The sequence below is a fragment of the Actinomadura alba genome, assembly GCF_014323705.1.
In the GTDB taxonomy this organism is placed as follows: Bacteria; Actinomycetota; Actinomycetes; order Streptosporangiales; family Streptosporangiaceae; genus Actinomadura_C; species Actinomadura_C alba.
In genome coordinates this window covers 155150-177358 of record NZ_JABVEC010000010.1, presented here as the reverse complement: position 1 = coordinate 177358, position 22209 = coordinate 155150, and the positions used below count along the sequence as shown (strand labels likewise).

The window sequence follows — 22209 nt, the reverse complement described above, 5'->3', positions numbered from 1 at the left end:
CCCCTTGTCTCTGTTCGGTCATCATTCAGTGCCGCATTCAGTGCCTGTGCCGTTCAGGGAACGCACTGCTCACCGATCTCTTCCGCGGAGCCGGACCCCCGTCGTGACGGTCGCCACAGCGGGGCATCCGGCCGCCCCCGCCTCGAGATCGCTGGAGCGCGCCTGATGTCAGAGTACCCCTTGGACAGGCGAAGAATGCCTTCCGACGGCACCTCATGGATCATCGAATTCAGCGGAGTAACAGCTCGCATCAGAGCGATTACCGTCCGCTGAAAAGGAGCAGATTAACTCCGACAAATCGTACAGCGCGCCACCTCGGAAGAAAGATCAAAATAGCTTGGCGGAGAGGTGCCCGAATGGTCGTGCGCAATGCAGCGAGGCCCGCAAATCACGGGTTACGGTAACAAGGATGAGGTTATCGCCGACTCCCGCACCAATGGCGAGACAAACGGTTATTCGCCACTGTTCTCGCAGATCACCACGTACCGGCACGTCACCGGCCGAATGTGCGCTCGCCCCGGGGAACGGCCGGCGGGCGCGACCGCGCGCCGCGGCTCAGCGAACCGGCGCACCTAGAGACCGCACCGCGAGACCACTGACGCCATATCGACGATGGCGGATCACCCGTCTGCCCTAAAGTCTCCGTACATGGGTCCTTTGATCTTCGATACCCGGAGTTGGAAGCAGGTCCAGGACAACGTCTGGGTCAACGCCGACGGCGACCCGGCCATCGTGGACTTCTTCGATCTCCCGCCCGACCTGCCGGCACCTCTGGAGGATCTCGACACCCTGCGCGGGCGCACCGCGGCCCACACCGTCTCCCGCGGCGGCGGACTCGTCGAACTCGACGTGATCGATGTCGACGGGCTGGCCGCCGTCCGCCAGATAGCCAAGCTGCCGATGCCGGATCAGCAGACGGGAGTCGCCTACATCGCCTCGTTCATCGTGCCGCGGGCCGACTGCAGCGTCGTGCTCCGCGTCCAGTGCGTCGAGCAGGGTGTCACGGGCATCCGGGACTCCACGGTGCTCAACCACTTCATGGCCGAGCGTTCGCGCCAGGGGATGGGGGTACCGGAGCTCATGGCGGAATGGACCCGGCACCCGTACGACCCCGGAGTGCGGGGCGGCCTTCCGCGCAATGCCGCCGACGACCCGCAGTGGGATGCCCATTTCCCCGGCCACCCGCTCTCGCGCGCCCGCCGAGCCCAGCTGGCGCTGACTCCGACCATCCGGCTCGACCCGCGGTTCAAGGAACTACCGCCGTTCTCGGGTCCGCGCTGAGCCGGCCGATCAGGTGCCGCCCGGACACCTCACCGGCGCACCGGCGCCTGCCGGTCGATCTCCCTGGTCAACGTCGTGACGACGTCGGTGAAGGTCGCGTTGTCGCGTTCCTTGAGCCCCGCCAGCACGTTGGTGACGACCGCCCGCTTGAGCATCCACGACAGGCTGCTGTAGTGCACTTGCCGATCGGCCGCGAACTCATCGTAGACATTGCTGGCGTGCCTGAGCAGGTCCGGTTGGGCGGCCGACTCCATGAGGATCACGCGCGTCGCGTCCTTGAGCTCCATGCGCGGCAGTCTAGGCCGCTCGGCCGCCGTACTGATCGATTCGGCGATAGCTTGAACAGCCGGACCCGAGGTGACACTCCCAGTGCACAGGCCGGGACCGCCGGCCGTGCTCCACGGTGGCCGGGGCGGCCGCCGGTTATCGTACGAACCGTGACGGAGTGGGTGATCTGGCGGCAGGACGACGGCGGGAACGAATACCGGATGAGCGTGCACCACGATCGGATCGAGGCGCTCGCCCGGGTGCTCGCACTGGAGGCGGGCCCGGTGCACAAGCAGATGTACTGGGTGGCCGGCCCGCCCGGTCCCGTCTGCCGGACGGATCGCGACCTGTACGTACGGCTCGTCGGCGCGGGCCGGCGCATGGTCGCCGCCGGGCGCACCCTCGATGAGTTCCTGCGAGCCTGGTGGCTCGTCGGGCGGCCGATGGCGGCCCGCCCACGGCTGGAACCGGACGCGGTCGCCGCCATGATCACCGCAGCGACCGTGATCGACCCGCCACCGCTGCGCGCGGCATGGCGGACGGCGTCGTACGAGTCCACCCCCGTTCCCGCGGACCATTCCGGCTGGGAGCAGGTCGTGCTGTCACAGATCGCCGACCTCGCCGACCTCGCCGATGAGGCGGGCGTGGGCGGCGCGGTCCCGGCGGACACCCCCGCCTCGGGCGCGAACGTACCCCGGCCACCCGGCGTCGTCCGGGCCACCGGCGTCCGCTGGTACAACCTCGACCCGCAGGCGTATCTGGAGTGCGGGGCGGCGAGTTCGCTGCGCGGCCGCGAGGGAGCGGACGGATCGTCCTCCGGCGCACCCGGCTCAATCGCCCCTCCGACGGCACGAGCCGAGCCGGGCGAGCGGTTGCCGGACGCCCTCTCCTGGGCCGATCTCGTCCGCCTGTCGCACTGCGGCCAGGGCGAACCCGGACTCTGAGGGCGGATGCGGCCGGGCAGGATGTGCGGATGGATGATTCCTCACAACTGGTCAGGCAACTCACGAGAGCGGTCGTCGCCCACACGTGGTTCTTCGACCTGCGACGAGTCAAGCCATGTTGCGAGGCACCGAGCACCGGACATGACACCGGGACACGCCGGGAGACCTGTGCGGTGGGAGTGACCGCACAGGTCTCCGCGGGCGATGATGACCGGTCGCCGGGACCGCCTACTCGGGCAGCCGGTTCGTCCACTCGGTGACGACCGTCGCACCTCCGCCGCTCGGTACCCCCATCAGTGCTCCATCGGCGGTGACCAGGACGTTGGTGTCGCGAACCCGCGAGGTCGCCGGATCGACGACCAGCCGTGCCGGGGTGAGGCCGCCGTAGGAGATCGACAGACCGTGTCCGCCCTCTACCGTGCCGAGATCCTTGACGTCCGGGTACGAGGCGATCGCGCGGAAGGCGGCGGCGCGGACCTTCTGCGGGGCCGGCAGCTGAGAGACCAGCGAGATCAGCCCGTGGAAGACGAGTTGCTCTCGCATGGCGGCGTTCGGACGACCGGCACTCGTCCTGACGTCACCGCGCTTCACGGCGTCGGCGATCCAGGCCCGTAGGGCGTCCGGCTCGGTCGGCAGTTTCTCGAGCTGGGCGACGCTCACCTCGGCGCCGCCCAGCCGCGATGGGGTGGGCATGGCGAGCCGGACCACCTTGCCCTGCGACTTCGCTCCCCTGAACCAGGTCTGGCCGTCGCGCCGGGTCCAGGTCTCGAACTGGTTCGGCTCAGCGCCCTTGGCCCCCCTGGTCACCGTCTTGACGTACCAGTACGTACCGGAACCGTCCGGCGTCCGCTCCGCGGTGGCCGCGGCCGCGAGCAGGATCTGCCGGGAGGACGGCTGGGCCGCCACGGGAGGGCTGTTGGGGGTGGCGGTGGGTGCCGTCGCACCCGAGGCGATCACGATCGCGGCCGCCGCCGCGGCGGCGGTCAGGCTGAGACCGGCCGCCAGCCAGCCGGTACGGCGCTTGCGCACCGGGCCACGCATCCTCTTCTGCAGTCGGTGCCGGCCGCTGTCGATCGCGTCATCGGGCATGTCCGGTGGAGCCAGCGCAGTGGCGAGCATCTTCAGGTCGTCGTCATTCATTGAGCGCCTCCTGGTCGATCGATTCGTGGAGCTTCGTACGGGCACGGCTGAGCCGGGAACCCACCGTGCCTGGGGCGATGCCGAGCGCCTCGGCCACCTCCTCGTAATTGAGCTGGCCCAGGGCCACGAGCAGCAGGACGTCGCGCTCACCCCTCGAGAGCACGGCCAGGGCCTTGGCCAGCTGCGGTTTCATGCGTTCGGCGGCCACCGAGGCGACGACACGGTTCTCGTGGCTGTCGGCCGCACGCTCGGCCCCCACACGAGCCAGCGCCTGGTAGTGGCGGGCCTCTTTGCGCCGGTGCCGGGCCACCAGGGTGGTGGCGATACCGAACAGCCACGGCCGCAGGTTCCCGCGTTCGGGATCGAACCGGTCACGCTGGTCGAACGCCACACAGAACGTCTCGGCGGCGAGATCCTCGGCCATCTGCGCGTCCAGCCGCCCGGCCACGTACCGGTGGATGGCACGGATGTACCGGTCGTAGACGGCGGTGAACGTCTCCGGATCTCGCCGGAACCGGGCGGCGAACTCGGCGTCGGTCACCTGCTCGCCCACGTCGGCGGTCAAGACACTGTCTCCGTCATGCAGCTTCCTTCCGGGCGAAGTGGTCCACAGTCACCAGTACTCCACCGCAAGGCCGAATCGTCTTCCCACACGACCCGGTTCTCGGCTGTGAGCTCTGATCGGGTCGCGGATGTCGTGCCGTACCCTGGCTCCGGTCGGCCAGGATGGGGCGGTTGGGTGCGGATCGATCGGGACTGGACGGACGAGTCCACCGCGGCGGAACTGCTGGTCGCCGCCCGGGCCGGCGACGACGATGCCTTCGGACGCCTGGTCGGTCCGCTGCGGGACGAGCTGCACGCGCACTGCTACCGGATGCTGGGGTCGGTTCACGATGCCGACGACGCCGTACAAGAGACCCTGGTACGAGCCTGGCGCAATCTGGAGCGGTTCGAGGACCGCGGTTCGATCCGGCCGTGGTTGTACAAGATCGCGACCAACAGGTGCCTGACGCTGATCGAGGGCAGGGGCCGTCGTGAGCTCCCCACTGATCTGAGCCCGGAGGCCGCGCCGCTGGCCGAGACGGTGTGGCTCGAGCCGTACCCCGATCACCGGCTGCGCTGGACGGCGGAGCTGAGCCCGGAGGCTCGCGTCGTGACCCTGGAGAGCGTGGAGCTCGCGTTCGTCGCCTCGCTGCAACACCTGTCGGCTCTGCAGCGAGCCGTCCTGCTGCTGCGCGATGTCCTCGGATTCGCGGCCCGCGAGGTCGCCGACCTGTTGGACACCACGGTCGCGGCGGTCAACAGCGCGCTGCAGCGGGCCCGGAAGGTCCTCGACGGCCTGCTCCCAGAGGCCACCCAGCAGGCGACCCTGGACGCGATGGGTGAGGCGGCGCGGCGTGACATGGCGCGGCGGTACATGGCCGCGTGGGAGGCCGGGGACATCGAGGCCATCGTGGCGATGCTGACCGGCGACGCGAAGTACTCGATGCCACCGTTGACCGCCTGGTATGAGGGCCCTGACCACATCCGGGGGTTTCTGGTCAAGGCGCTGTCGGCCCGGCGCTGGCGCTTCCTGCCGACACGGGCGAACGGGCAGCTCGCCTTCGGTACCTACCTGTGGGACGACGACAAGGCCGTCTTTGTCGCGGCGGGCCTGGACCTGCTCGTGCTGCGCGGTACGAGGGTCGCCGAGGTGGTGTCGTTCCTGGACGCCGAGCTTCCGGCGTACGGCCTGCCGGTAGAGCTCGCCGGCTGAGACCGGTCCGCGGCGCGCGATGAGTTTCCGTCCCGGCGCGGGTTGTAGTCCTGACGGAAGCGACGACCCGGAAGGACTGGGCTGAAGAATGCCTGCTGACGAAGAACAGATCCGTACTCTGATCGAGCGCTGGGCCGAGGCGGTCCGCAGCGGCGATATGAGCGGTGTGCTCGCGGACCACTCCGAGGACATCGTGATGTTCGATGTGCCGCCACCGTACGACGGCGTACGTGGCATCGATGCCTACCGTGAGGCGTGGCCGCAGTTCTTCGAGTGGCAGGAACAGGGTGCGTCGTTCCAGATCGAATCGCTGGACGTCACCGCTGGTGACGACGTCGCCTTCGCCCACGCCCTGCTGCGTTGCGGGACGCCGCAAGAACTCGCCGACAGGCCCGAGAACCGTTTGCGGCTCACGCTCGGCCTGCGCAAGGAGAGCGGCCGATGGGTCGTCGCGCACGAACACCACTCGTTCCCCTACACCGGTACGGACACGGACATGGGTACCGAGGCCGGCGGCGGGGACGTCGCATCCGAGCGTGAGGTGCGCCTGCTGCACCAGCAGTGGTACGACCGCACCGCCGCGAAGGATCTGGACGGCCTGATGGCCGCCATCGGCGAGGACATCGTCTCCTACGAGCACGAGGAGCCCCTTCAGTACGTCGGCCTGGACGCCGTACGAGCGGTGTGCAAGCGCGGCCTCGACGCGGCCTCCGGCGCCGTCGGCTGGGACGTTCCAGACCTGACGATCCTGGCCCGGGAGGATCTCGCCGTCGCGTGGGGGCTGAACCACGTGCGCGCCGAGCAGGGTACGGGCGAGACGATCGAGGCCTGGTCACGGGGAACCCGGGTGTTCCGGCGGCAGGAGGGTGCGTGGGTGGTGGTCCATCAGCACCTGTCGATCCCGTACGACCCGGCCACCGGCGAGGCGAGAACGGACCTGCACCCATAACGGGGTCGCCGTAGGTTCCCCGCACCAGGGGCGAACGAACCCGGCCGACGGATCCAAGGCCGTCATCTCCCTGCGTCCCGGGAAGTGAGCAGCCGGGAGGTCAGCGGTGGGTCGGCCTCTGCAATCATGCGTCCCGTGGAAATCGATGAGGTCGATGCGATGGCCCGCGAGTACGCAGCGAAGTTCAGCCTGTCGGAACCCATGGTCAAGCTGGGCGAGTGCCCTCCTGGGTGACGATAGGCCTGCGGATGCGAGTACGCCGCGGGAGGCCGGTGCTCGTCGTCGGCTCCAGGTTCGGGGAACTGAAGCCGGTCGAGCAGACTGACATGACCACATCGAAGTCTTGCGTTTTCTGCAGAATCATCGAACGAAGCGAGCCCGCAGAGATCATTTACGAAGACGATGACGCGGTCGCCTTCTTGAACATCGCTCAGGCCACTAAGGGCCACACTCTTGTAGTACCTCGAGAGCATCGAAACGGTCTGTCAGACATCGGCACCACTGAGGCGGCTGCCGTCATGTCCGCTGTGGTCCAGGTGTCGAACCAACTGACTCACAGACTCCAAGCTCCAGGGGTTAATCTCTGGCACGCAAGCGGTGAGGTTGCATGGCAAAGCGTGTTCCATTTCCATATTCACGTTGTGCCGCGCTATACGGCCACTGATCTCACAGAGCCTTGGACTGAGGTAGAGCTCCCGCTTGAATCACTGCGCGACCTGGCGGATCAGATCCGCCAGGTTCCTTGATCTCTCGCAGCCGAGACCGACCGCGCAAGGATGATGATCGCGACGTGGTGTGTGGGCTCTCGCTGTCGGCTTGGTACGCAACGGCATCTACATACACCCGCAACGCGGACCCCTGCTCACCGGCACATCGCGTCGATGAGCTCTGAGAAGTCCGGGAACTCCATTCGCGCCGCCGCCACGATCTCCGCCGCGGAACGGCGTCTCCCCGGTGCGTGCCGCTCTGCGATCGTCTGGAACGCCTCATTCGGCTGCGTCTCACGACCTGGGTCGGTAAATGCCTCCTGCGGGCCCGAACCGTCCGCGAACAACCAGAGAAGGTCGCCCAGATCGCGAGCTATCACGCCGCACTGGCCCTCGGAACCGATGTAGATAACAGGCTGCTCGGTGATTTGTGTACCGGGCCGGACCAGCCAGAAACCGGCATAGTCGCCTGCCCCGGTAGCGCCGAAAAAGCGGAATTCGCTGCCATCGACCTCTTCGTTACCGGTCCACAGACGAAACCACCACGCGGTCTTCTCGGGCGCCTCGAACTGTTCGTATGGCTCGAAATCACAACCGCGGGGCTCGTCGGTTTCTTCGTCCCACTCCCACTCAAAGCCAACCTCTACCACCTCGGCCAAGGCGATGGGCAAGGCCAGATCTTCAGATGTCTCCGTCACCCTGAAAGACTAACCACCACGATCGTGACCGTCTGCCCTAACGGGCACGCAACGGGGTACGGTGTGGATCACTGACGCATGCCCGATTTCAGGTCCTCGGGAGGTCTGGTTGGATCCTCAGCATGACGGACCGGTCGATCGAGGAGATCCGGAAATCAGCGGCCCAATGCGCGAAACCGACGGCGCGGGAGCCGAGCCGGTGTTCCTCCTCGCTCCGTCCCGCAGCTACTCGACCGTCACCCTGGCCCTGCTGTCCGGTCATCCCGACGTTTACGGCTTTCCGGAGCTGCTGATCTTCACCGCCGACACCGTCGGCGAGCTGCTCGGCGAGAAAGCGGGATGGGCGCGTCCCCTGCGAAAGAGCGGCGTCTGGCGCGCGGTAGCCGACTTGCACGAGGGCAGCCAGGACGACGATGCGGTGGCACGTGCACAGGCATGGCTCGCCGACCGCCCCGAGTGGCCGACCACACGTTTGATGGACCACCTCATCGGCCTTGCCCGGCCCCGCATCAGTCTGGAGAAGTCGCCGGACACCTCCAGCGCCGATGCGACGCTCGCCCGGTGCATGGCGGCGTATCCACGTGCGCGCTTCCTGCATCTCGTGCGTCATCCGGTGACGACCCAGCGGTCGATACATGATCACTGGCGCCCGGCCGGGCGTTTCCGCTCCGAGAAGGCGCTCGTCGCCGAGGCCGCAGCCTTCTGGTATCTGTCACATCAGCGGATCATCAAGGCACTGGCGCCGTTGCCTTCCCAGCAGTGGATGCGGGTTCGGGCCGAGGACCTGCTCACGGAACCGAGGGTCTGGCTACCGCGGATCCTGGCCTGGCTGGAACTGGACAGCAATCCAGAGATCATCGATCGGATGCTGCTCACAGAGAACTGGCGGTTCGCCGGAACCGGGGGTTCGGGGCGCCTCCTCGGCGGTGACCCGAAGTTTCTTCGCGCCCCCGCTCTCCGTCCGATTCCGGCACCCGGACCGGTCGTCTTCGACCCGTCCTGGGGTCTAGGCGATGAGATGTGCGAGCGAATGACGGTCCTCGCGCGCTCGCTCGGCTACTGACGACGAGCCGGGTCTACCCGCCGCCTCATCATCCGTCAGCGTCGGGCCGTGGCCGCGGAACGGCTGAACGCAATGCTTCGCGGAGGAGTGCGACGGCAGGGGGGATCTCCGTGTCGCTGATGTTGCCGTACCCGAGGACGAGCGCACGCTCCGCCGACCGCTTCGCGCGGTAGTCGTCGAGATCCGCCAGGCGCAGCCCGGCGGCGGCCGCGGCCCGGACCGCCCCGCGGGTGTCGGCGCCGTCCGGTAGGTGTAGCAGGATGTGCAGCCCGGCGGCGGTACCGGCGACCCGGCCCTCCGGCACCTGGGCGGCGAGCGTCCGGACCAGCAGGTCGCGGCGGGAGCGGAACCGCCGCCGCGCCGCGCGCAGGTGGGCGTCGTACCACCCGCGGTCGATGAAGGTGGCGAGCGCGAGCTGGTCCAGCACCGGTGGCGCGGCGGCGACGAGGTTCGCTGCCCGGAGCGCCGGGGTCATCACGGCAGGCGCGACCAGCCAGCCGAGGCCGAGGGCCGGCGACAGCGTCTTGCTGACCGAGCCGAGGAGGAAGACCCGGCTCGGATCCATGCCCTGCATGACGGCGACCGGGTGGTGGTCGTAGCGGAACTCGGCGTCGTAGTCGTCCTCGATGACGAAGCCGTCCACCTCGCGGGCCCAGCGCACCAGCTGTGCCCGGCGTGCCGGGGACAGCACCGTGCCGGTGGGAAACTGGTGTGCTGCGCCGACGATGACGGCCCGGGCCGGCGTACGCGCGAGATCGTCGACGCGGAGGCCGTCGTGGTCCACGGGCACCGGGTGCACGCGCAGGCCGGCGCTCGTCGCGGCGTCCCAAAGCCGCCCCCAGCCCGGGTGTTCCACGGCCAGGTCGGTGATCCCCTCGGCGCGCAGCGCCCGGCACGTGCGGACCAGACCTTCGGTGACGCCCGCGCACACGGATACGGACGCGGCGTGCGCATCCGCACCGCGCGAGCGCCGCAGGTACTGCGCGACGGTGGTACGCAGCACCGCGTGCCCGGCGGGGTCGGGCAGGCCGAGGTCGTAGTGGACGGCCGAGCCGGTGACCGCGCGGACGGCGTCCGCCCAGCGGCGGCGCGGAAACGCCCGGACGTCGGGCAGGCCGGGCGCGAGGTCGTACCGGATCGGTGGCGGCGCCGGTACCCGTCGCGCGCGAGGCCGTGGCGGCGCGGTGTCCGATGACCACGAGACACGGGTGGCGGAACCCACCCGGGCGGAGAGGTAACCCTCCGCGATGAGCTGCGCGTACGCCTCGGTCACGACCCAACGGGAGCAGCCGAGCTCCTCGGCGAGCGCTCGGCTCGGTGGCACGGCGGCGCCCTCCGCCAGCCGGCCGTCCCGGATCGCGGTGCGCAACGCGTGAGCCAGTCGATCGTGCAGGCGCCGGCCGCGCTCCGGAGGGCCGATGTCCAGCAGCGTCGCCCATGCGAGATTGGTCTGGGAAACGGCCACAAGATTGGAGCGTACCGCCGATCCGAATCCGCCTACCGTGATGGACATGATTGACAACCTGACTCTGGGTGCCATGTTCTTCGGCACGCTTACCGACGAGCGCCGGTCGTTCGAGCTTCTGGACCGTTTCGTGGACGCCGGAGGCGTCTGGATCGACACCGCCAACTGCTATTCGTTCTGGGTGGACCCGAGCGGCTTCGGCGGACAGGGCGAGGCGTTGCTCGGGCGCTGGCTGGCAAGCCGCCCGGGCGTCCGCGATCGCGTCAAGATCAGCACCAAGGTGGGCTGCGAGCCGACCGTGCCCGGGGGATTCCCGGAGAGGGTCGAGGGCCTCTCGGCCGGGGCCATCAAGAGCGGGATCGAGGGCAGTCTCCGACGGCTCGGTACGGATAACGTCGAGCTGTACTGGGCCCACAAGCCCGATCCGGCCACACCGCTGGAAGAGACGGTCGCCGCCTTCGACGAACTGGTGTCCGCGGGTACGGTCGGCCGCCTCGGCTGTTCCAACTACCCCGTCTGGCAGGTCGAGCGGGCACGGCAGATCGCGCAGGCCCACGGCAGTGCGGGCTTCACCGCGGTGCAGCAGCACCACACGTACCTGCAACCGCGCCCCGGGACCCAGCCCACCGTGGTGCACCGGTTCGGTGCGGTCACCGACGAGGTGCTCCACTACCTGGAGCACCACCCGGACATGGCGCTGTGGGCGTACAGCTCGCTGCTGAGCGGCCGCTACACCCGCGCGGACAAGCCGCTTCCGGCGGAGTACGACCACCCCGGCACCGCCCGCCGCCTCGCGGTACTCGACGAAATCGCCGCCGAGACCGGCACGAACCGTAACCGGGTGGTGCTGGCCTGGCTGACCGGAGGGAACCCGGCCGTCACGCCGATCGTCGGCGTCAGCACGGTCGAGCAGCTGGACGAGGCGGTCGCTGGGGTGTCACTGGAGTTGACCGCCGAGCAGCGCGGACGCCTGGACTCTGCGGTGTGACCCATCGGGACACGCTCATCGGCGTCCGGGCGCCGGCGTGACGAGGACCGCGGGACATCTGGTGCCGGTGGTCTGATGGGCCTTGGGCGACGCGGTGGTGGTCGCAGCGATGGCCGGTGCCCTTCCACGATGGGCCTCGGTCAGGTGCCGACGTAGGCCGCGAGGTGCTCGCCGGTGAGGGTGAAGCGGGCGGCGACGAGGTCGGCGGGTGCGCCCTCGAAGACGATCCGGCCGCCGTCGTGGCCGGCGCCGGGGCCGAGGTCGATGATCCAGTCGGCGTGCGCCATGACCGCCTGGTGGTGCTCGATGACGATGACCGACTTGCCGGAGTCGACGAGCCGGTCGAGCAGGCCGAGCAGCTGCTCGACGTCGGCGAGGTGGAGGCCGGTGGTCGGCTCGTCGAGGACGTAGACGCCGCCGTTGTCGGCCATGCGGGTGGCCAGCTTGAGGCGCTGCCGCTCGCCGCCGGACAGCGTGGTGAGCGGCTGGCCGAGGCTGAGGTAGCCGAGCCCGACGTCGGCGAGCCGGTCGAGGATCTTGTGCGCGGCCGGCGTGCGCGCCTCGCCGGCGCCGAAGAACTCCTCGGCCTCGGTCACCGGCATCGCGAGCACTTCGGCGATGTTCCGGCCGCCCAGCGTGTACTCCAGCACCGACGCCTGGAACCGCTTCCCCTCGCACTCCTCGCAGGTCGATTCGACGGTGGCCATGACGCCCAGGTCGGTGTAGATGACGCCGGCACCGTTGCAGGTCGGGCAGGCGCCCTCGGAGTTGGCGCTGAAGAGCGCCGGCTTCACCGCGTTGGCCTTCGCGAACGCCTTGCGGATCGGGTCGAGCAGCCCGGTGTACGTCGCCGGGTTGCTCCTTCGTGAACCGCGGATCGCGCCCTGGTCGATCACCACCACGCCGTCGCGGCCGGCGACCGAGCCGTGGATCAGCGAGCTCTTGCCGGAGCCGGCGACGCCCGTGACCACGCAGAGCACCCCGAGCGGGACATCGACGTCCACGTCTTGGAGGTTGTGCGTCGACGCGCCGCGAATCTCCAGCGTGCCGGAAGACGAGCGCACCGATTCCTTGAGGGTCGCCCGGTCGTCGAGATGGCGGCCGGTGGTGGTGTCACTCCCCCGCAGCTCTTCCACGGTGCCCTCGAAGCAGACGGTGCCGCCCCCCGTGCCGGCGCCGGGGCCGAGGTCGACGACGTGGTCGGCGATCGCGATCGCCTCGGGCTTGTGCTCCACGACGAGCACGGTGTTGCCCTTGTTCCGTAGTTGCAGCAGCAGGTCGTTCATCCGCTGGATGTCATGGGGGTGCAGGCCGATGGTGGGCTCGTCGAAGACGTAGGTGACGTCGGTGAGCGAGGAGCCGAGGTGGCGGATCATCTTGGTGCGCTGTGCCTCGCCGCCCGAGAGCGTGCCCGACGGCCGGTCGAGCGAGAGGTATCCCAACCCGATCTCCGCGAACGAGTCGAGGAGGTGTTGCAGCCCGGTGAGCAGCGGGGCCACCGATGGCTCCTCGAGGCCCCGGACCCAATCGGCCAGGTCACTGATCTGCATCGAGCAGACGTCGGCGATGTTCTTCCCCTTGATCTTCGACGACCGGGCTTCCTTGCTGAGCCGGGTGCCGTCGCACTCGGGGCAGGCGGTGAACGTCACCGCCCGCTCAACGAACGCGCGGATGTGCGGCTGCATCGCGTCGACGTCCTTGGACAGGAACGACTTCTGGATCTGCGGGATCAACCCTGTGTACGTCAGATTGATGCCCTCGACCTTGATCTTGGTCGGCTCCCTGTAGAGCAGGTCGTGCAGTTCCTTCTCGGTGTACTTGCGGATCGGCTTGTCCGGGTCGAAGTAGCCGCAGCCGCGGTAGATGCGGCCGTACCAGCCGTCCATGCTGTAGCCGGGGACCGTGAGCGCGCCCTCGTTGAGCGACTTGCCGTCGTCGTACAGCGCCGACAGGTCGAAGTCGGTGACCGAGCCCATGCCCTCACAGCGCGGACACATGCCGCCGAGACGGTTGAAGGTGGCCTTCTCGGCCTTCGCCTTGCCGCCGCGCTCGACCGTGATCGCACCGCTGGCCTTCACCGAGGGGACGTTGAACGAGTACGCGTTGGGCGAGCCGATGTGCGGCTGCCCGAGCCGGCTGAAGAGGATGCGCAGCATCGCGTTGGCGTCGGTGGCGGTGCCGACGGTGGAGCGGGGGTTGGAGCCCATCCGCTCCTGGCCGACGATGATCGCCGTCGTCAGCCCTTCGAGTACGTCGACCTCGGGCCGGGCCAGCGTCGGCATGAACCCCTGCACGAAGGCGCTGTAGGTCTCGTTGATCATCCGCTGCGACTCCGCGGCGATCGTGCTGAACACCAGCGAGCTCTTGCCCGAGCCGGAGACGCCGGTGAACACCGTCAGCCGGCGCTTCGGGATCTCGACACTGACATCCTTGAGGTTGTTCACGCGCGCGCCGTGCACGCGGATCAGATCGTGGCTGTCGGCAACGTGCAGCGCAGGCGACTGCGTGTCCGTCCTCGTGGCAATGCTCATCGTGTCTCCATCTGTTACGCGGGGCCGCCTTCGCGGTCTCGGTCGGCGTCGCCTGGCTCGATCTAACTAGTTTCGGGCAGTATGTCCGATTCTCCTTCGCTTCGGCCCGTGGAACCTCTGGACTCCGGCCACGCGCGCGCCCGGCCGAGGCGTCAGACCAACCAGCGGCCGTCGCGCATCACCTCGCGGTCGGGTCGCCGGATGGCTCAGCGCAGCTCCTGGATGCGGATCATGTTGCCTGCGGGATCGCGGACGGCGCAGTCGCGAACGCCGTACGGCTGCTCGGTCGGCTCCTGGACCACCTCGGCGTCGCCGGCCTGCAGCCGCGCGAAGGTGCCGTCGAGGTCGGCGGTGGCCAGGAGGATGCCGGCGTAGGTGCCCTTGGCCATCATCTCGACGATGGTGCGGCGCTCATCGTCGGTGACGCCGGGGTCGGCGACCGGCGGCTCCAGGACGATGGACGTACCGGGCTGATCTTTGGGTCCGACCGTGATCCAGCGCATCCCCTCGTATCCGACGTCGTTGCGGACCTCGAAGCCGAGGGTGTCGCGATAGAAGGCCAGAGAGGCGTCCGGGTCGTCATGCGGGAGGAAGCTCGCGTGAATGGTGATGTCCATGGCAGTCACGCTAGGTGAGGTTCGGGGATGGGTGCTTCTCGATTCCTGATCGGTCTGGTCACCTGTTTCGCCACGCAGGACGGCATCCCCGCCGTCGCGCGCGTCGCGTGGCGCCGATAGACGCTGGGCGGCACGCCGACCAGCTCGGTGAAACGACTGCTGAAGGTGCCCAGCGACGAGCAGCCGACCGCGAAGCAGACCTCGGTGACGCTGAGGTCGCCACGACGCAGCAGCGCCATCGCGCGTTCAATGCGCCGTGTCATCAGGTAGCCGTACGGCGACTCGCCGTAGGCGCGCCGGAACTCACGGCTGAGGTGCCCGGCCGACATGTGCACTCCGCGAGCGAGCGCCTCGACGTCCAGCGGCTGCGCGTACTCCCGGTCGATCCGGTCGCGGACGCGGCGCAGCCGCGCGAGGTCGCGCAGGTATTGCGCTGCGGCGGGTCTGCTGATCACCTGCGAAATCGTGCCTCCCTACACTTCTCAGCGTGACACTGCAGGCGTACGACCGCGGGGTGCTCGCTGTGCAGCGGCGAGCGTTCGTCGAAGCTCGTGAGCAGCTCGAGCTGGCCGACTCCGACGACAGGGCTCTCCTGCATTTGCTCGCGCCGAAGCTACGCGACCTGACTGGGACCGACAGCCAGGCCCGAACGATGCTCGGCGTGATCCTCGCTTTCCATCTCGATGATCCGGCTGGTGGTGCGGAGCTGCTGGCCGTGTCCGTACAGGAGGGCGATCCGGTCGCGCAGCGCACGCTCGGTTACCTCGTCCAGCACGGCATCGGAGCGGGACAGGACGATATCCGGGCGGCCGAGCTGTACCAGGCCGCGGCCGAGGCGGGCGACGGCGTCGCTGCATTCAACCTTGGCGTCCTGTCCGGTCGATCTCCCGACGCAGTGCGTTGGCTCCGCGTAGCCGCCGAGGCCCAGGTCACCGAGGCGTATCCGCGGCTGGGTGACCGGCTCAGCGAGCGTGACATGGATGAGGAGGCTCTGCAGTGGTACGTGCGGGGTGCCGAGGCCGGTGACAAGGGCAGTATGTTCGCGGCGGCCTGCTGGTACCGCGACGGATTCGGCGGGCCGATCAACCTCGTGCAGGCACTTCGGTGGTATCTGGCCATGCTTGATGTCGGCAGCGGTGACGGCATTCATGAAGCGCACGAGATTGTGCCAAGGATGACCGTCGACGAGATCTATGAGGCCGGCCGGCTCTCGGGTCGGCTACTGGAGGCAGATTTCTTCGTGCAGGGGCAGGCTCCCCGAAGCGCTGCTTCCGATTGACTTGATGCCAGGACCACTTCGCTTATCAACGGCACAGCTCTTCCCACCCTCGTACCGCCTCGCCGGTGCCGAACCTCACGTCCCACTGCTCGTCCGGTGGCGGGACCGTGACTCTGTCCCCTCGTTTGGGACTCAAGGCGCGACCTCGACCCGCCCGAAGTCCCCGGATGTCGGTCGAAGAGCCTCCTCGTACTGGGCGCGATCCGCTTTGATCCGCGCGGTGGCACGCCAGCCGGTGATGACCTCCTGTGCGTTCGCGTCAAGGTCGAGTTCGGCTGCGTCCGACAACGCGGCGACCAACTCGACCGTGAAGGCACGAACCTCTTCAGTGCTCAGGTGACGCACCCACGGGAACACCTCAGGCATGGCGAGCAGCAGTGCACGAGCGCTGGGATCGTGCTTCATGAGTGCCAAGAAGAGCCGCGACGCGGTGGTCAGGGTCTCATCGCGCTGCTCCTCACGGTCAGCGGCCGTGAGGTAGAAGTCAGGCGCGTCGCGGTGGGTGATGCGCAGCCGGCCCAGGCGAGAGGCGCGCTCTGCCACAGACTTGGGGTTGCGGGACAGATCAGAGAACGTCACTGCGTCCACGCTGGTGTTCATACGAGAAGTATACTCAGATCACGTTCTGAAGTAGCCTGCCCGCGTGCTCTAGCGCCTCGCCGAGGCAGCGACGACTCTGGTGATCTCGGCACTACCTGCGGCTGCTGGTGGCTGACGTCGTTGCCGTCACTGGCGCGCCGAGGGTCGCCGGGGGCCCTCGGTCGTCAGTGACGGTAGGCGGCGTCGTCAGCACCGTCGTCACTCTGGGCGTGCATCGCGCGTAAGGCCTCCGGACGGCGTGTTGTGGCTGGGCAGCTGCCTGATAGATAGTTGGATTAAATCTATCTGATATGGGTTAGAATCTATACAGAGACAGATTGGAATGGAGATCCCATATGCTGTACGCCACCCCGGATCTTGACGAGCGTGAACTTGAGGTTCTCAATCAGATCGAGGGCCTGAAGCATGAGCTGCGGCACCATCTGCGTGAGCCGCGACGCTGGTCTGGGCCGCTGCGGCGGCAGACATTCGCCCGCGCTGTGCAGGGCTCCAACTCCATCGAGGGCTACGTGGCCAAACTCGACGACGCTGCCGCGATCGCCGAAGGCGCTGAGCCACTGGATGCGGACGAGGAGACCCGACTGGCGATCAAGGGCTACTCAGATGCGATGACCTACGTGATCCAGCTTGCCCGCCATGATGATTTCAGCTACTCGACTCAGTTGATCAAGGGCATCCATTTCATGATGACCTCCTACAGCCTGGACAACCGACCCGGCGACTGGCGCAGGGGCGACATCTACGTCAGAGACGACCGCACCGGTGATGTGGTCTACGAAGGGCCCCCAGTCGAGAAGCTATCCGCCTTGATGGCGGAACTGAGCGACCGGCTGGGCCAAGAAAACGGCTGCGCCGACCTCGTAGTCGTGCGTGCCGCGATGGCACATCTGAATCTGGTCATGATCCACCCGTTCCGAGACGGCAACGGGCGGATGGCTCGCTGTCTGCAATCGCTCGTGCTCGCCCGTGACGGAATCCTGTCGCCGATCTTTATGAACGTCGAGGAGTACCTGAGCCGCAACACCCCGGCCTACTACGAGGTGCTGGCCAAGGTCGGCCAGGGACGATGGAAGCCGGACGGTGACACTCGCCCGTGGCTCCGTTTCATGCTCATCGCGCATCTACGGCAGGCGCGTACCCTTGCCCGCCGGATCGATGAGAGCGGAAGGCTGTGGATCGAGTTGGACCGCCTCGCCGCGCGCCACAAGCTGCATGAGCGGATGCTCACGGCCCTATTCGACGCCGTCATGGGACTACGGGTGCGCAACTCGACCTACAGGGCCGCCCTGAAACGATCCGGAGAGGGGACGATCGCCGAGATCACGGCCAGCAAGGACCTACGTCAGCTCTCCGACGCTGGGCTCCTGGAACCCAGGGGAGCCAACCGTGGCCGCTTCTACGTCGGCACCGGCGAACTGATCGGCCTGCGACGCGCGATCGTCGAATCGCGCGATCCGCGCGACGACAGCGACCCCTTCGAGGGAGGCACCCGATGAATCCCAGGCTTTCGAGGGTTGTCCGGTCCGGCGCGTAGGAACCGGCGCCCACACCGGTCCGCAAAACGGGCACACAATTGAGGGCTCATCGTTCACGGATGCGACGTTGCCACCAGGGGAGTTCTGCTGGAGCGAAGGGGTCGGGCAGGGTCCGGCGCTCATAGAGTTCGCTGAGCGGTTCCACGATTGCGATCATCTGGCGCCGGGCGGGAGTAGGTAGAAGCCGCATGATCGCGTGGAGTACCTCCAACGCCTCGCGCGGGTCGCAGCAGGGACAGTCGATTCCGTAGCGGAGTGCGAGACTGGGCTGGCGGAGCGATTCCTTCAGCGTCGTGATCGCTCGGGCCGTGTCTCCTGTGGTGCCGTACGGGCGCTGATGCTCCGCTTCGGTGATCTGCCGGATGACCTTCGAAGACAGGCCGGCGATCGGCGTAGACGGCTCCAGGTGCTTTGAGTAGCGCGCCGTGGGTAGACGGCTTGGGGGTCTACGCGGCATCGTCCGTCTCCCGCCACACGTAACCGCTCGCCTGCGCCTGATCCACAGCTCCGACCATACCGCGGGCCTCGTGATCCGTAGAAGAATCACGACCGTCCATACCTTTCCAGCCTCATTCTCCGGGCCTGCTCAGCAGCGTTCAGGCACGCCTACATTTCCACGGCCATCCATGACCGCCCGAGACCGTTGTCAGCAACTGCGTTGGCAGATCAGCATGTCTGCGAGCGCTGACGCTGACTCCGTCGTGCCCATTTCTCCTGAGTCGTGTCCGCATCGAGGAAAGAACACTGATGTTCTTCGATGCTTGACGTTTCTGTCCCAGGTAATGCATGACAGGTGCTCTAGACACGGGGAGCGGCTCGAATACCTGGTGCTTGGTTCCAGTGCGGCGCGATCGTCGATCCGCGGCCGCCCACCCGGCCCTCGCGGTCGAGGCCGGGCGGGCGGCAGGGGCTGGATCAGGTCCCAGAGCCGGTCGTCGATGAGTCGCTGCTGCAGCGGCGTCACGGCCGAAAAGGATCACGACTCGGCCACCAAGATCACGTACCGACACGCGCAGGCGGCGGCGAATCAGCTGGCCTCAATGTTTGCTGGCGGGGGTGTGCGACTACTTCATGGCGGCGATCTGGATCAGGTTGCCGCAGGTGTCGTCGAAGACGGCGGTGACCACCGGCCCCATGTCGGTCGCGTCCTGGGTGAACTCGACGCCGAGCCCCTTGAGTCGCTCGACCTCGGCGTACACGTCGTCGACGGCGAACTGGGTGAACGGGATGCCGTCGGTGACCAGGGCCTTCTTGAACGGGCCCGCCGCCGGGTGGCCGTCCGGCTCCAGCAGCAGTTCGACGCCGTCCGGGTTGGCGGGGGAGACCACGGTGAGCCAGCGGGCCCCGCCGGCGGGCACGTCGGTCTTCTTGATGAACCCCAGCTTCTCGGTGTAGAAGGCAAGCGCCTTGGCCTGGTCGTCGACGAGCACGCTGGTGATGTTGATGCGGATCACGGGTCCGGTTCCTCTCGGTCGATGGGCCACCGCTCGACGATCGAGCGCAGCGGGCTCGTGTCGATGTGGTGGAACTTGTACCGGCCCTGCCGCCGGGTGTGCACCAGGCCGGCCTGTTCGAGCACCGCGAGGTGCTGCGAGATGGCCTGGCGCGAGGAGGCCAGGCCGTGCTTCATGGTCAGTCGGCCGCAGATCTCGAACAGCGTCTGACCGTCCTTGTCGGTCAGCTCGTCCAGGATGGTGCGTCGCGTCGCGTCGCCGATAGCCTTGAACAGATCGGGGTCTGCGTCCACGGGCACAGTTATAGGCAAGTCGTCACTTGCCTGTCAAGTGAAGGATGGCCACATGCGCCTTCGCTCGTCGTGCCGCTACCGAGTTCTGAGACCAGGTCTAAGCGCTGACCGCGCGATCGCCGACGGGCTCAATGCACTCCGAGGCCCAGTGATAGGCGATCACCTGTGGCATCCCTGACCTGCGCCAAAGCGGCGATGCACCCGGCGGCTCGGGGGTAAGTGGACCCCGGAGCGTTCGCCAGCCGTGATGACCTCCTGCGCGTTCGCATCAAGGTCGAGTTCGGCTGCGTCCGACAACGCGGCGACCAGCTCCACGGTGAAGGGCCCGCAGCTGCAAGATCCACACGGCGGTGACACATGCGCAGACAAGCGGCTCCTAGCACGGCCGCGTACCCCTCGAAGGTGGGTGCCCAGCGCAGCCCCGTCCCTCCACGAGCCGCCCCCCGACCCACCCAAGAAGCCAACGGGTTCCACTTCTCCATACCGCTCCCGACCAGTGCCAGCGCATGAGACCGGACAAGATCAGCACTCCTCCGAAGGTCAGCGCGGCCGCGCGAGATGGTGACCTTGGAGTGGAACTAACGCGCATGGGGGCAGGTCAGCGGCCGAGCGCTTGCCGCAGTGTGAGGCCGTGGCGGGTTTTGAGGCGCCGCAGTTCCCAGAGGCTCACCGCTGTGACCGACAGCGGACCGCCGATGATCACCACGACCCGCATCGATACGGGGACGCCGTCGTAAGCGTTCGAGAACAGGTCCACGATTGCGAGTTCCAAGGCCAGGACGATCGCGATGACCGGGGGCAGGACCTCGTGAATGTCGGCGGTGCGGGCAACGTGCACCAGCGTCAGGGCGGCACCATAGGTCACGAACACGATTGCCCACAGCGCCAGGAGGACGAGGAGGAACTGGTACATGATCTTCGCGTAATCAGCCGTGGTCGGATTCTCGGGCGGCTCCCCGACGGGACCGCCGGTCAGTATGCCGGAAGCGAGCAGGACGAAGAACAAAACCGTGCCGGCCAGAGCCAGCAGCGCCCCGAGCGGCTTCAGTGCCCGTCGCAGATACAGGCGCCGGTTGTGCGGACGGCTTCCGACGATGAATGCGCCGACGACGATCGGGAACGTAGCCGGTAGCAGGGTCGCCGACATCACGACCTGGTCGAGCCGCTGGTAGGCCAGGGACTTGGCGTCCGAGGCGACCTGGTACGACACCAGGATCCACACCACCGCGACGAGACCGACTACCGCACGCAGGACCTGGATCTTCCGCACCGCCGGATCATCGACCCGGTCCGGCCGCGACGGCTTGCACACCTGGCGTCCGACCACGATCGGGTTGAGCAGCCGGAACACCCGCCGCATCCGCGACGGCGGCCGCGGTGGTCCGGGCGGCCAGCCCGGCGGCGGCCGACCCGGGCCCTGCGGTTGCGGCGGCCACCTGGGCGGCTGCGGTCCACCGCGGTACGGTCCCCACGGGCCTTGTCCAGCACTCATCGACGTCCCTCGAATTGTCACCACAGCAACTTTCGACGTCGACCATACGCCGTCGGTTCTCGTGGACATAGCCAAATGGCATCCCCACGACCCAATCGTGCTCTGCCACTCAGATGTGCGTCGGCAGGAACGGGCGATGGCGGGCATGATGCCGCGGTCGTGGACCCGGTCGAGGTAGACATCCAGCAGGTCGTCGCGGAGCCGCTACCACACGCCAACTCTCACGGACGCAACGCAGGTTCTCCTCACGTCTCAGAAGGCCGCGCCGTCCCGCGAGGAGACCGCCTAGCCCTCAGAGGCAGGGCATACAGTGAGCGTCTCCAGAAAGGCGGAGAGCAACCCGAAAACCTTAGTCCCGTTTCAATCCTGCCTGCCAACCCACTCAAGCGAGTGAAATGGACCAGGCCCCGGACGGCACATGAGCCCTGAAACGATCAAGGCAGAGGTCGGGATAATCTTTCTGACCTGGGCCTTCGCTGTGGAGCTGGTGACGGGAATCGAGCCCGCGCTATTAGCTCGGGAATCAGACCGATCCGGGCCGTTGTAAAGGCGGGACGAACCTAGGCCACCCCGGCGTGGCCGTCGCGGCAGTAGGCGAGGCGGGTGTCGGACCGGCGGGCCGCCCAGACGACCACCAGCAGCGCTACCGCCCACAGTGGATAGTTCATGGCAATCTTGGCGACCGCCATCCAGCCGGCCTCGTTGTGGACGTACAGCCATTGCTGCACAGCGAACCGCGCGGCGAACACGGCCGCGACGACTGCCGTTGCGACGTCGTAGGCGCGTCGCGACCCCGGGTCGCGCCGCCACGCCCCGCCGACCCCGCGCAGCGCGTTCCACACGACCCCGACCAGTGGCCGGCGCAGGAGGATGGAGGCGGTCAGGGCGATACATGCCGTGAGGTACAACCAGATGTCGGCGAGGAAGAAGTCGCGGGCCTCGCCGGTGCGGGAGGCGATGAACCCGGAGACGGCGACGCCGACGAACCCGCCGATCGCCGGTCGGATCGGCTGGCGCCGGGCGAGGCGGACCACGGCCACAAGCACGGCGACCCCGAGCGCGGTCGCGATGGCCGGGCGCACGCCCCACAGGCCATTGGCGAGCACGATTGGTCGCCCAGCCAGGCGATTCCTGGCGGAGCTGCGACGGG

General features: G+C 67.8%; 22 protein-coding genes. 9 read left to right on the top strand and 13 right to left on the bottom strand.

Annotated elements, in window-relative coordinates:
• Nucleotides 1-648: 648 nt before the first annotated feature.
• The gene (locus tag HKK74_RS15705; protein ID WP_187243948.1) at nucleotides 649-1281 is read left to right on the top strand and encodes a hypothetical protein; all 633 of its coding nucleotides are present in this window, start codon (nucleotides 649-651) and stop codon (nucleotides 1279-1281) included.
• Between the two features lie 29 nt (nucleotides 1282-1310).
• Here the strand turns inward: HKK74_RS15705 and HKK74_RS15700 are convergent, their stop codons facing one another.
• Nucleotides 1311-1568, bottom strand: a complete 258-nt coding sequence (locus HKK74_RS15700) for a hypothetical protein (RefSeq protein WP_187243947.1) — start codon at nucleotides 1566-1568, stop codon at nucleotides 1311-1313.
• A gap of 150 nt (nucleotides 1569-1718) precedes the next feature.
• Between HKK74_RS15700 and HKK74_RS15695 the strand changes: the two genes are divergently transcribed.
• Nucleotides 1719-2492, top strand: a complete 774-nt coding sequence (locus HKK74_RS15695; RefSeq protein WP_187243946.1) for a hypothetical protein — start codon at nucleotides 1719-1721, stop codon at nucleotides 2490-2492.
• 228 nt (nucleotides 2493-2720) lie between these two features.
• Here HKK74_RS15695 and HKK74_RS15690 read toward each other — a convergent pair whose 3' ends face one another.
• Together HKK74_RS15690 and HKK74_RS15685 are read right to left on the bottom strand one after the other, a co-directional pair.
• Nucleotides 2721-3632 carry a CU044_5270 family protein gene (locus tag HKK74_RS15690; RefSeq protein WP_187243945.1) on the bottom strand — a complete coding sequence of 304 codons (912 nt, stop codon included), beginning with the start codon at nucleotides 3630-3632 and terminating at the stop codon, nucleotides 2721-2723.
• Nucleotides 3625-4197 (bottom strand): RNA polymerase sigma factor, encoded by a 573-nt coding sequence (locus HKK74_RS15685; RefSeq protein ID WP_187243944.1) that lies wholly within the window; start codon nucleotides 4195-4197, stop codon nucleotides 3625-3627. The genes HKK74_RS15690 and HKK74_RS15685 overlap by 8 nt, the downstream gene beginning before the upstream one ends.
• A 174-nt stretch (nucleotides 4198-4371) precedes the next feature.
• Here HKK74_RS15685 and HKK74_RS15680 point away from each other — a divergent pair, with 174 nt between their 5' ends.
• The 3 genes from HKK74_RS15680 (at nucleotide 4372) to HKK74_RS15670 (ending at nucleotide 7083) form a co-directional block, all read left to right on the top strand.
• Nucleotides 4372-5388, top strand: coding sequence for a sigma-70 family RNA polymerase sigma factor (locus HKK74_RS15680; protein ID WP_312881508.1), 1017 nt, complete (start codon nucleotides 4372-4374; stop codon nucleotides 5386-5388).
• 88 nt (nucleotides 5389-5476) lie between these two features.
• On the top strand, nucleotides 5477-6337 hold the full coding sequence (locus HKK74_RS15675; RefSeq protein ID WP_187243942.1) for a YybH family protein: 861 nt from the start codon (nucleotides 5477-5479) through the stop codon (nucleotides 6335-6337).
• A 272-nt stretch (nucleotides 6338-6609) separates the two neighbouring features.
• Nucleotides 6610-7083, top strand: coding sequence for an HIT family protein (locus tag HKK74_RS15670; RefSeq protein ID WP_187243941.1), 474 nt, complete (start codon nucleotides 6610-6612; stop codon nucleotides 7081-7083).
• Between the two features lie 116 nt (nucleotides 7084-7199).
• On the opposite strand, the gene HKK74_RS15665 is transcribed toward HKK74_RS15670, so the two are convergent.
• Nucleotides 7200-7742, bottom strand: a complete 543-nt coding sequence (locus HKK74_RS15665) for an SMI1/KNR4 family protein (protein WP_187243940.1) — start codon at nucleotides 7740-7742, stop codon at nucleotides 7200-7202.
• 166 nt (nucleotides 7743-7908) lie between these two features.
• On the opposite strand from HKK74_RS15665, the gene HKK74_RS15660 reads away from it, so the two are divergent.
• A complete protein-coding gene (locus tag HKK74_RS15660) occupies nucleotides 7909-8805 on the top strand; it encodes a sulfotransferase family protein (protein ID WP_187243939.1) in 897 nt (298 codons plus the stop codon).
• 28 nt (nucleotides 8806-8833) lie between these two features.
• Here HKK74_RS15660 and pdxR read toward each other — a convergent pair whose 3' ends face one another.
• The gene (pdxR, locus tag HKK74_RS15655) at nucleotides 8834-10270 is read right to left on the bottom strand and encodes a MocR-like pyridoxine biosynthesis transcription factor PdxR (RefSeq protein ID WP_222722298.1); all 1437 of its coding nucleotides are present in this window, start codon (nucleotides 10268-10270) and stop codon (nucleotides 8834-8836) included.
• Nucleotides 10271-10316: 46 nt separating this feature from the next.
• Here pdxR and HKK74_RS15650 point away from each other — a divergent pair, with 46 nt between their 5' ends.
• A complete protein-coding gene (locus HKK74_RS15650; RefSeq protein WP_312881506.1) occupies nucleotides 10317-11258 on the top strand; it encodes an aldo/keto reductase in 942 nt (313 codons plus the stop codon).
• Nucleotides 11259-11398: 140 nt separating this feature from the next.
• Here the strand turns inward: HKK74_RS15650 and HKK74_RS15645 are convergent, their stop codons facing one another.
• The 3 genes from HKK74_RS15645 to HKK74_RS15635 form a co-directional block, all read right to left on the bottom strand.
• Nucleotides 11399-13789, bottom strand: coding sequence for an ATP-binding cassette domain-containing protein (locus HKK74_RS15645; protein ID WP_187243936.1), 2391 nt, complete (start codon nucleotides 13787-13789; stop codon nucleotides 11399-11401).
• Between the two features lie 206 nt (nucleotides 13790-13995).
• A complete protein-coding gene (locus HKK74_RS15640; protein ID WP_222722297.1) occupies nucleotides 13996-14406 on the bottom strand; it encodes a VOC family protein in 411 nt (136 codons plus the stop codon).
• 5 nt (nucleotides 14407-14411) lie between these two features.
• A complete protein-coding gene (locus HKK74_RS15635) occupies nucleotides 14412-14870 on the bottom strand; it encodes a helix-turn-helix transcriptional regulator (RefSeq protein WP_376771532.1) in 459 nt (152 codons plus the stop codon).
• Nucleotides 14871-14920: 50 nt separating this feature from the next.
• On the opposite strand from HKK74_RS15635, the gene HKK74_RS15630 reads away from it, so the two are divergent.
• Nucleotides 14921-15685 carry a tetratricopeptide repeat protein gene (locus tag HKK74_RS15630; protein ID WP_187243933.1) on the top strand — a complete coding sequence of 255 codons (765 nt, stop codon included), beginning with the start codon at nucleotides 14921-14923 and terminating at the stop codon, nucleotides 15683-15685.
• Between the two features lie 132 nt (nucleotides 15686-15817).
• Here the strand turns inward: HKK74_RS15630 and HKK74_RS15625 are convergent, their stop codons facing one another.
• A complete protein-coding gene (locus HKK74_RS15625) occupies nucleotides 15818-16285 on the bottom strand; it encodes a hypothetical protein (RefSeq protein WP_187243932.1) in 468 nt (155 codons plus the stop codon).
• A 335-nt stretch (nucleotides 16286-16620) separates the two neighbouring features.
• Between HKK74_RS15625 and HKK74_RS15620 the strand changes: the two genes are divergently transcribed.
• A complete protein-coding gene (locus HKK74_RS15620; protein ID WP_187243931.1) occupies nucleotides 16621-17781 on the top strand; it encodes a Fic family protein in 1161 nt (386 codons plus the stop codon).
• Nucleotides 17782-18884: 1103 nt separating this feature from the next.
• Here the strand turns inward: HKK74_RS15620 and HKK74_RS15615 are convergent.
• The 4 genes from HKK74_RS15615 to HKK74_RS15600 form a co-directional block, all read right to left on the bottom strand.
• Nucleotides 18885-19271 carry a VOC family protein gene (locus tag HKK74_RS15615; RefSeq protein WP_187244011.1) on the bottom strand — a complete coding sequence of 129 codons (387 nt, stop codon included), beginning with the start codon at nucleotides 19269-19271 and terminating at the stop codon, nucleotides 18885-18887.
• Nucleotides 19271-19567: an ArsR/SmtB family transcription factor gene (locus tag HKK74_RS15610; protein WP_187243930.1), complete on the bottom strand. Its 297-nt coding sequence runs from the start codon at nucleotides 19565-19567 to the stop codon at nucleotides 19271-19273. The genes HKK74_RS15615 and HKK74_RS15610 overlap by 1 nt, the downstream gene beginning before the upstream one ends.
• Before the next feature lie 598 nt (nucleotides 19568-20165).
• The gene (locus HKK74_RS15605; protein WP_187243929.1) at nucleotides 20166-20789 is read right to left on the bottom strand and encodes a hypothetical protein; all 624 of its coding nucleotides are present in this window, start codon (nucleotides 20787-20789) and stop codon (nucleotides 20166-20168) included.
• Nucleotides 20790-21619: 830 nt separating this feature from the next.
• Nucleotides 21620-22165, bottom strand: coding sequence for a DUF3159 domain-containing protein (locus HKK74_RS15600; RefSeq protein ID WP_222722295.1), 546 nt, complete (start codon nucleotides 22163-22165; stop codon nucleotides 21620-21622).
• Between the last annotated feature and the right edge of the window lie 44 nt (nucleotides 22166-22209).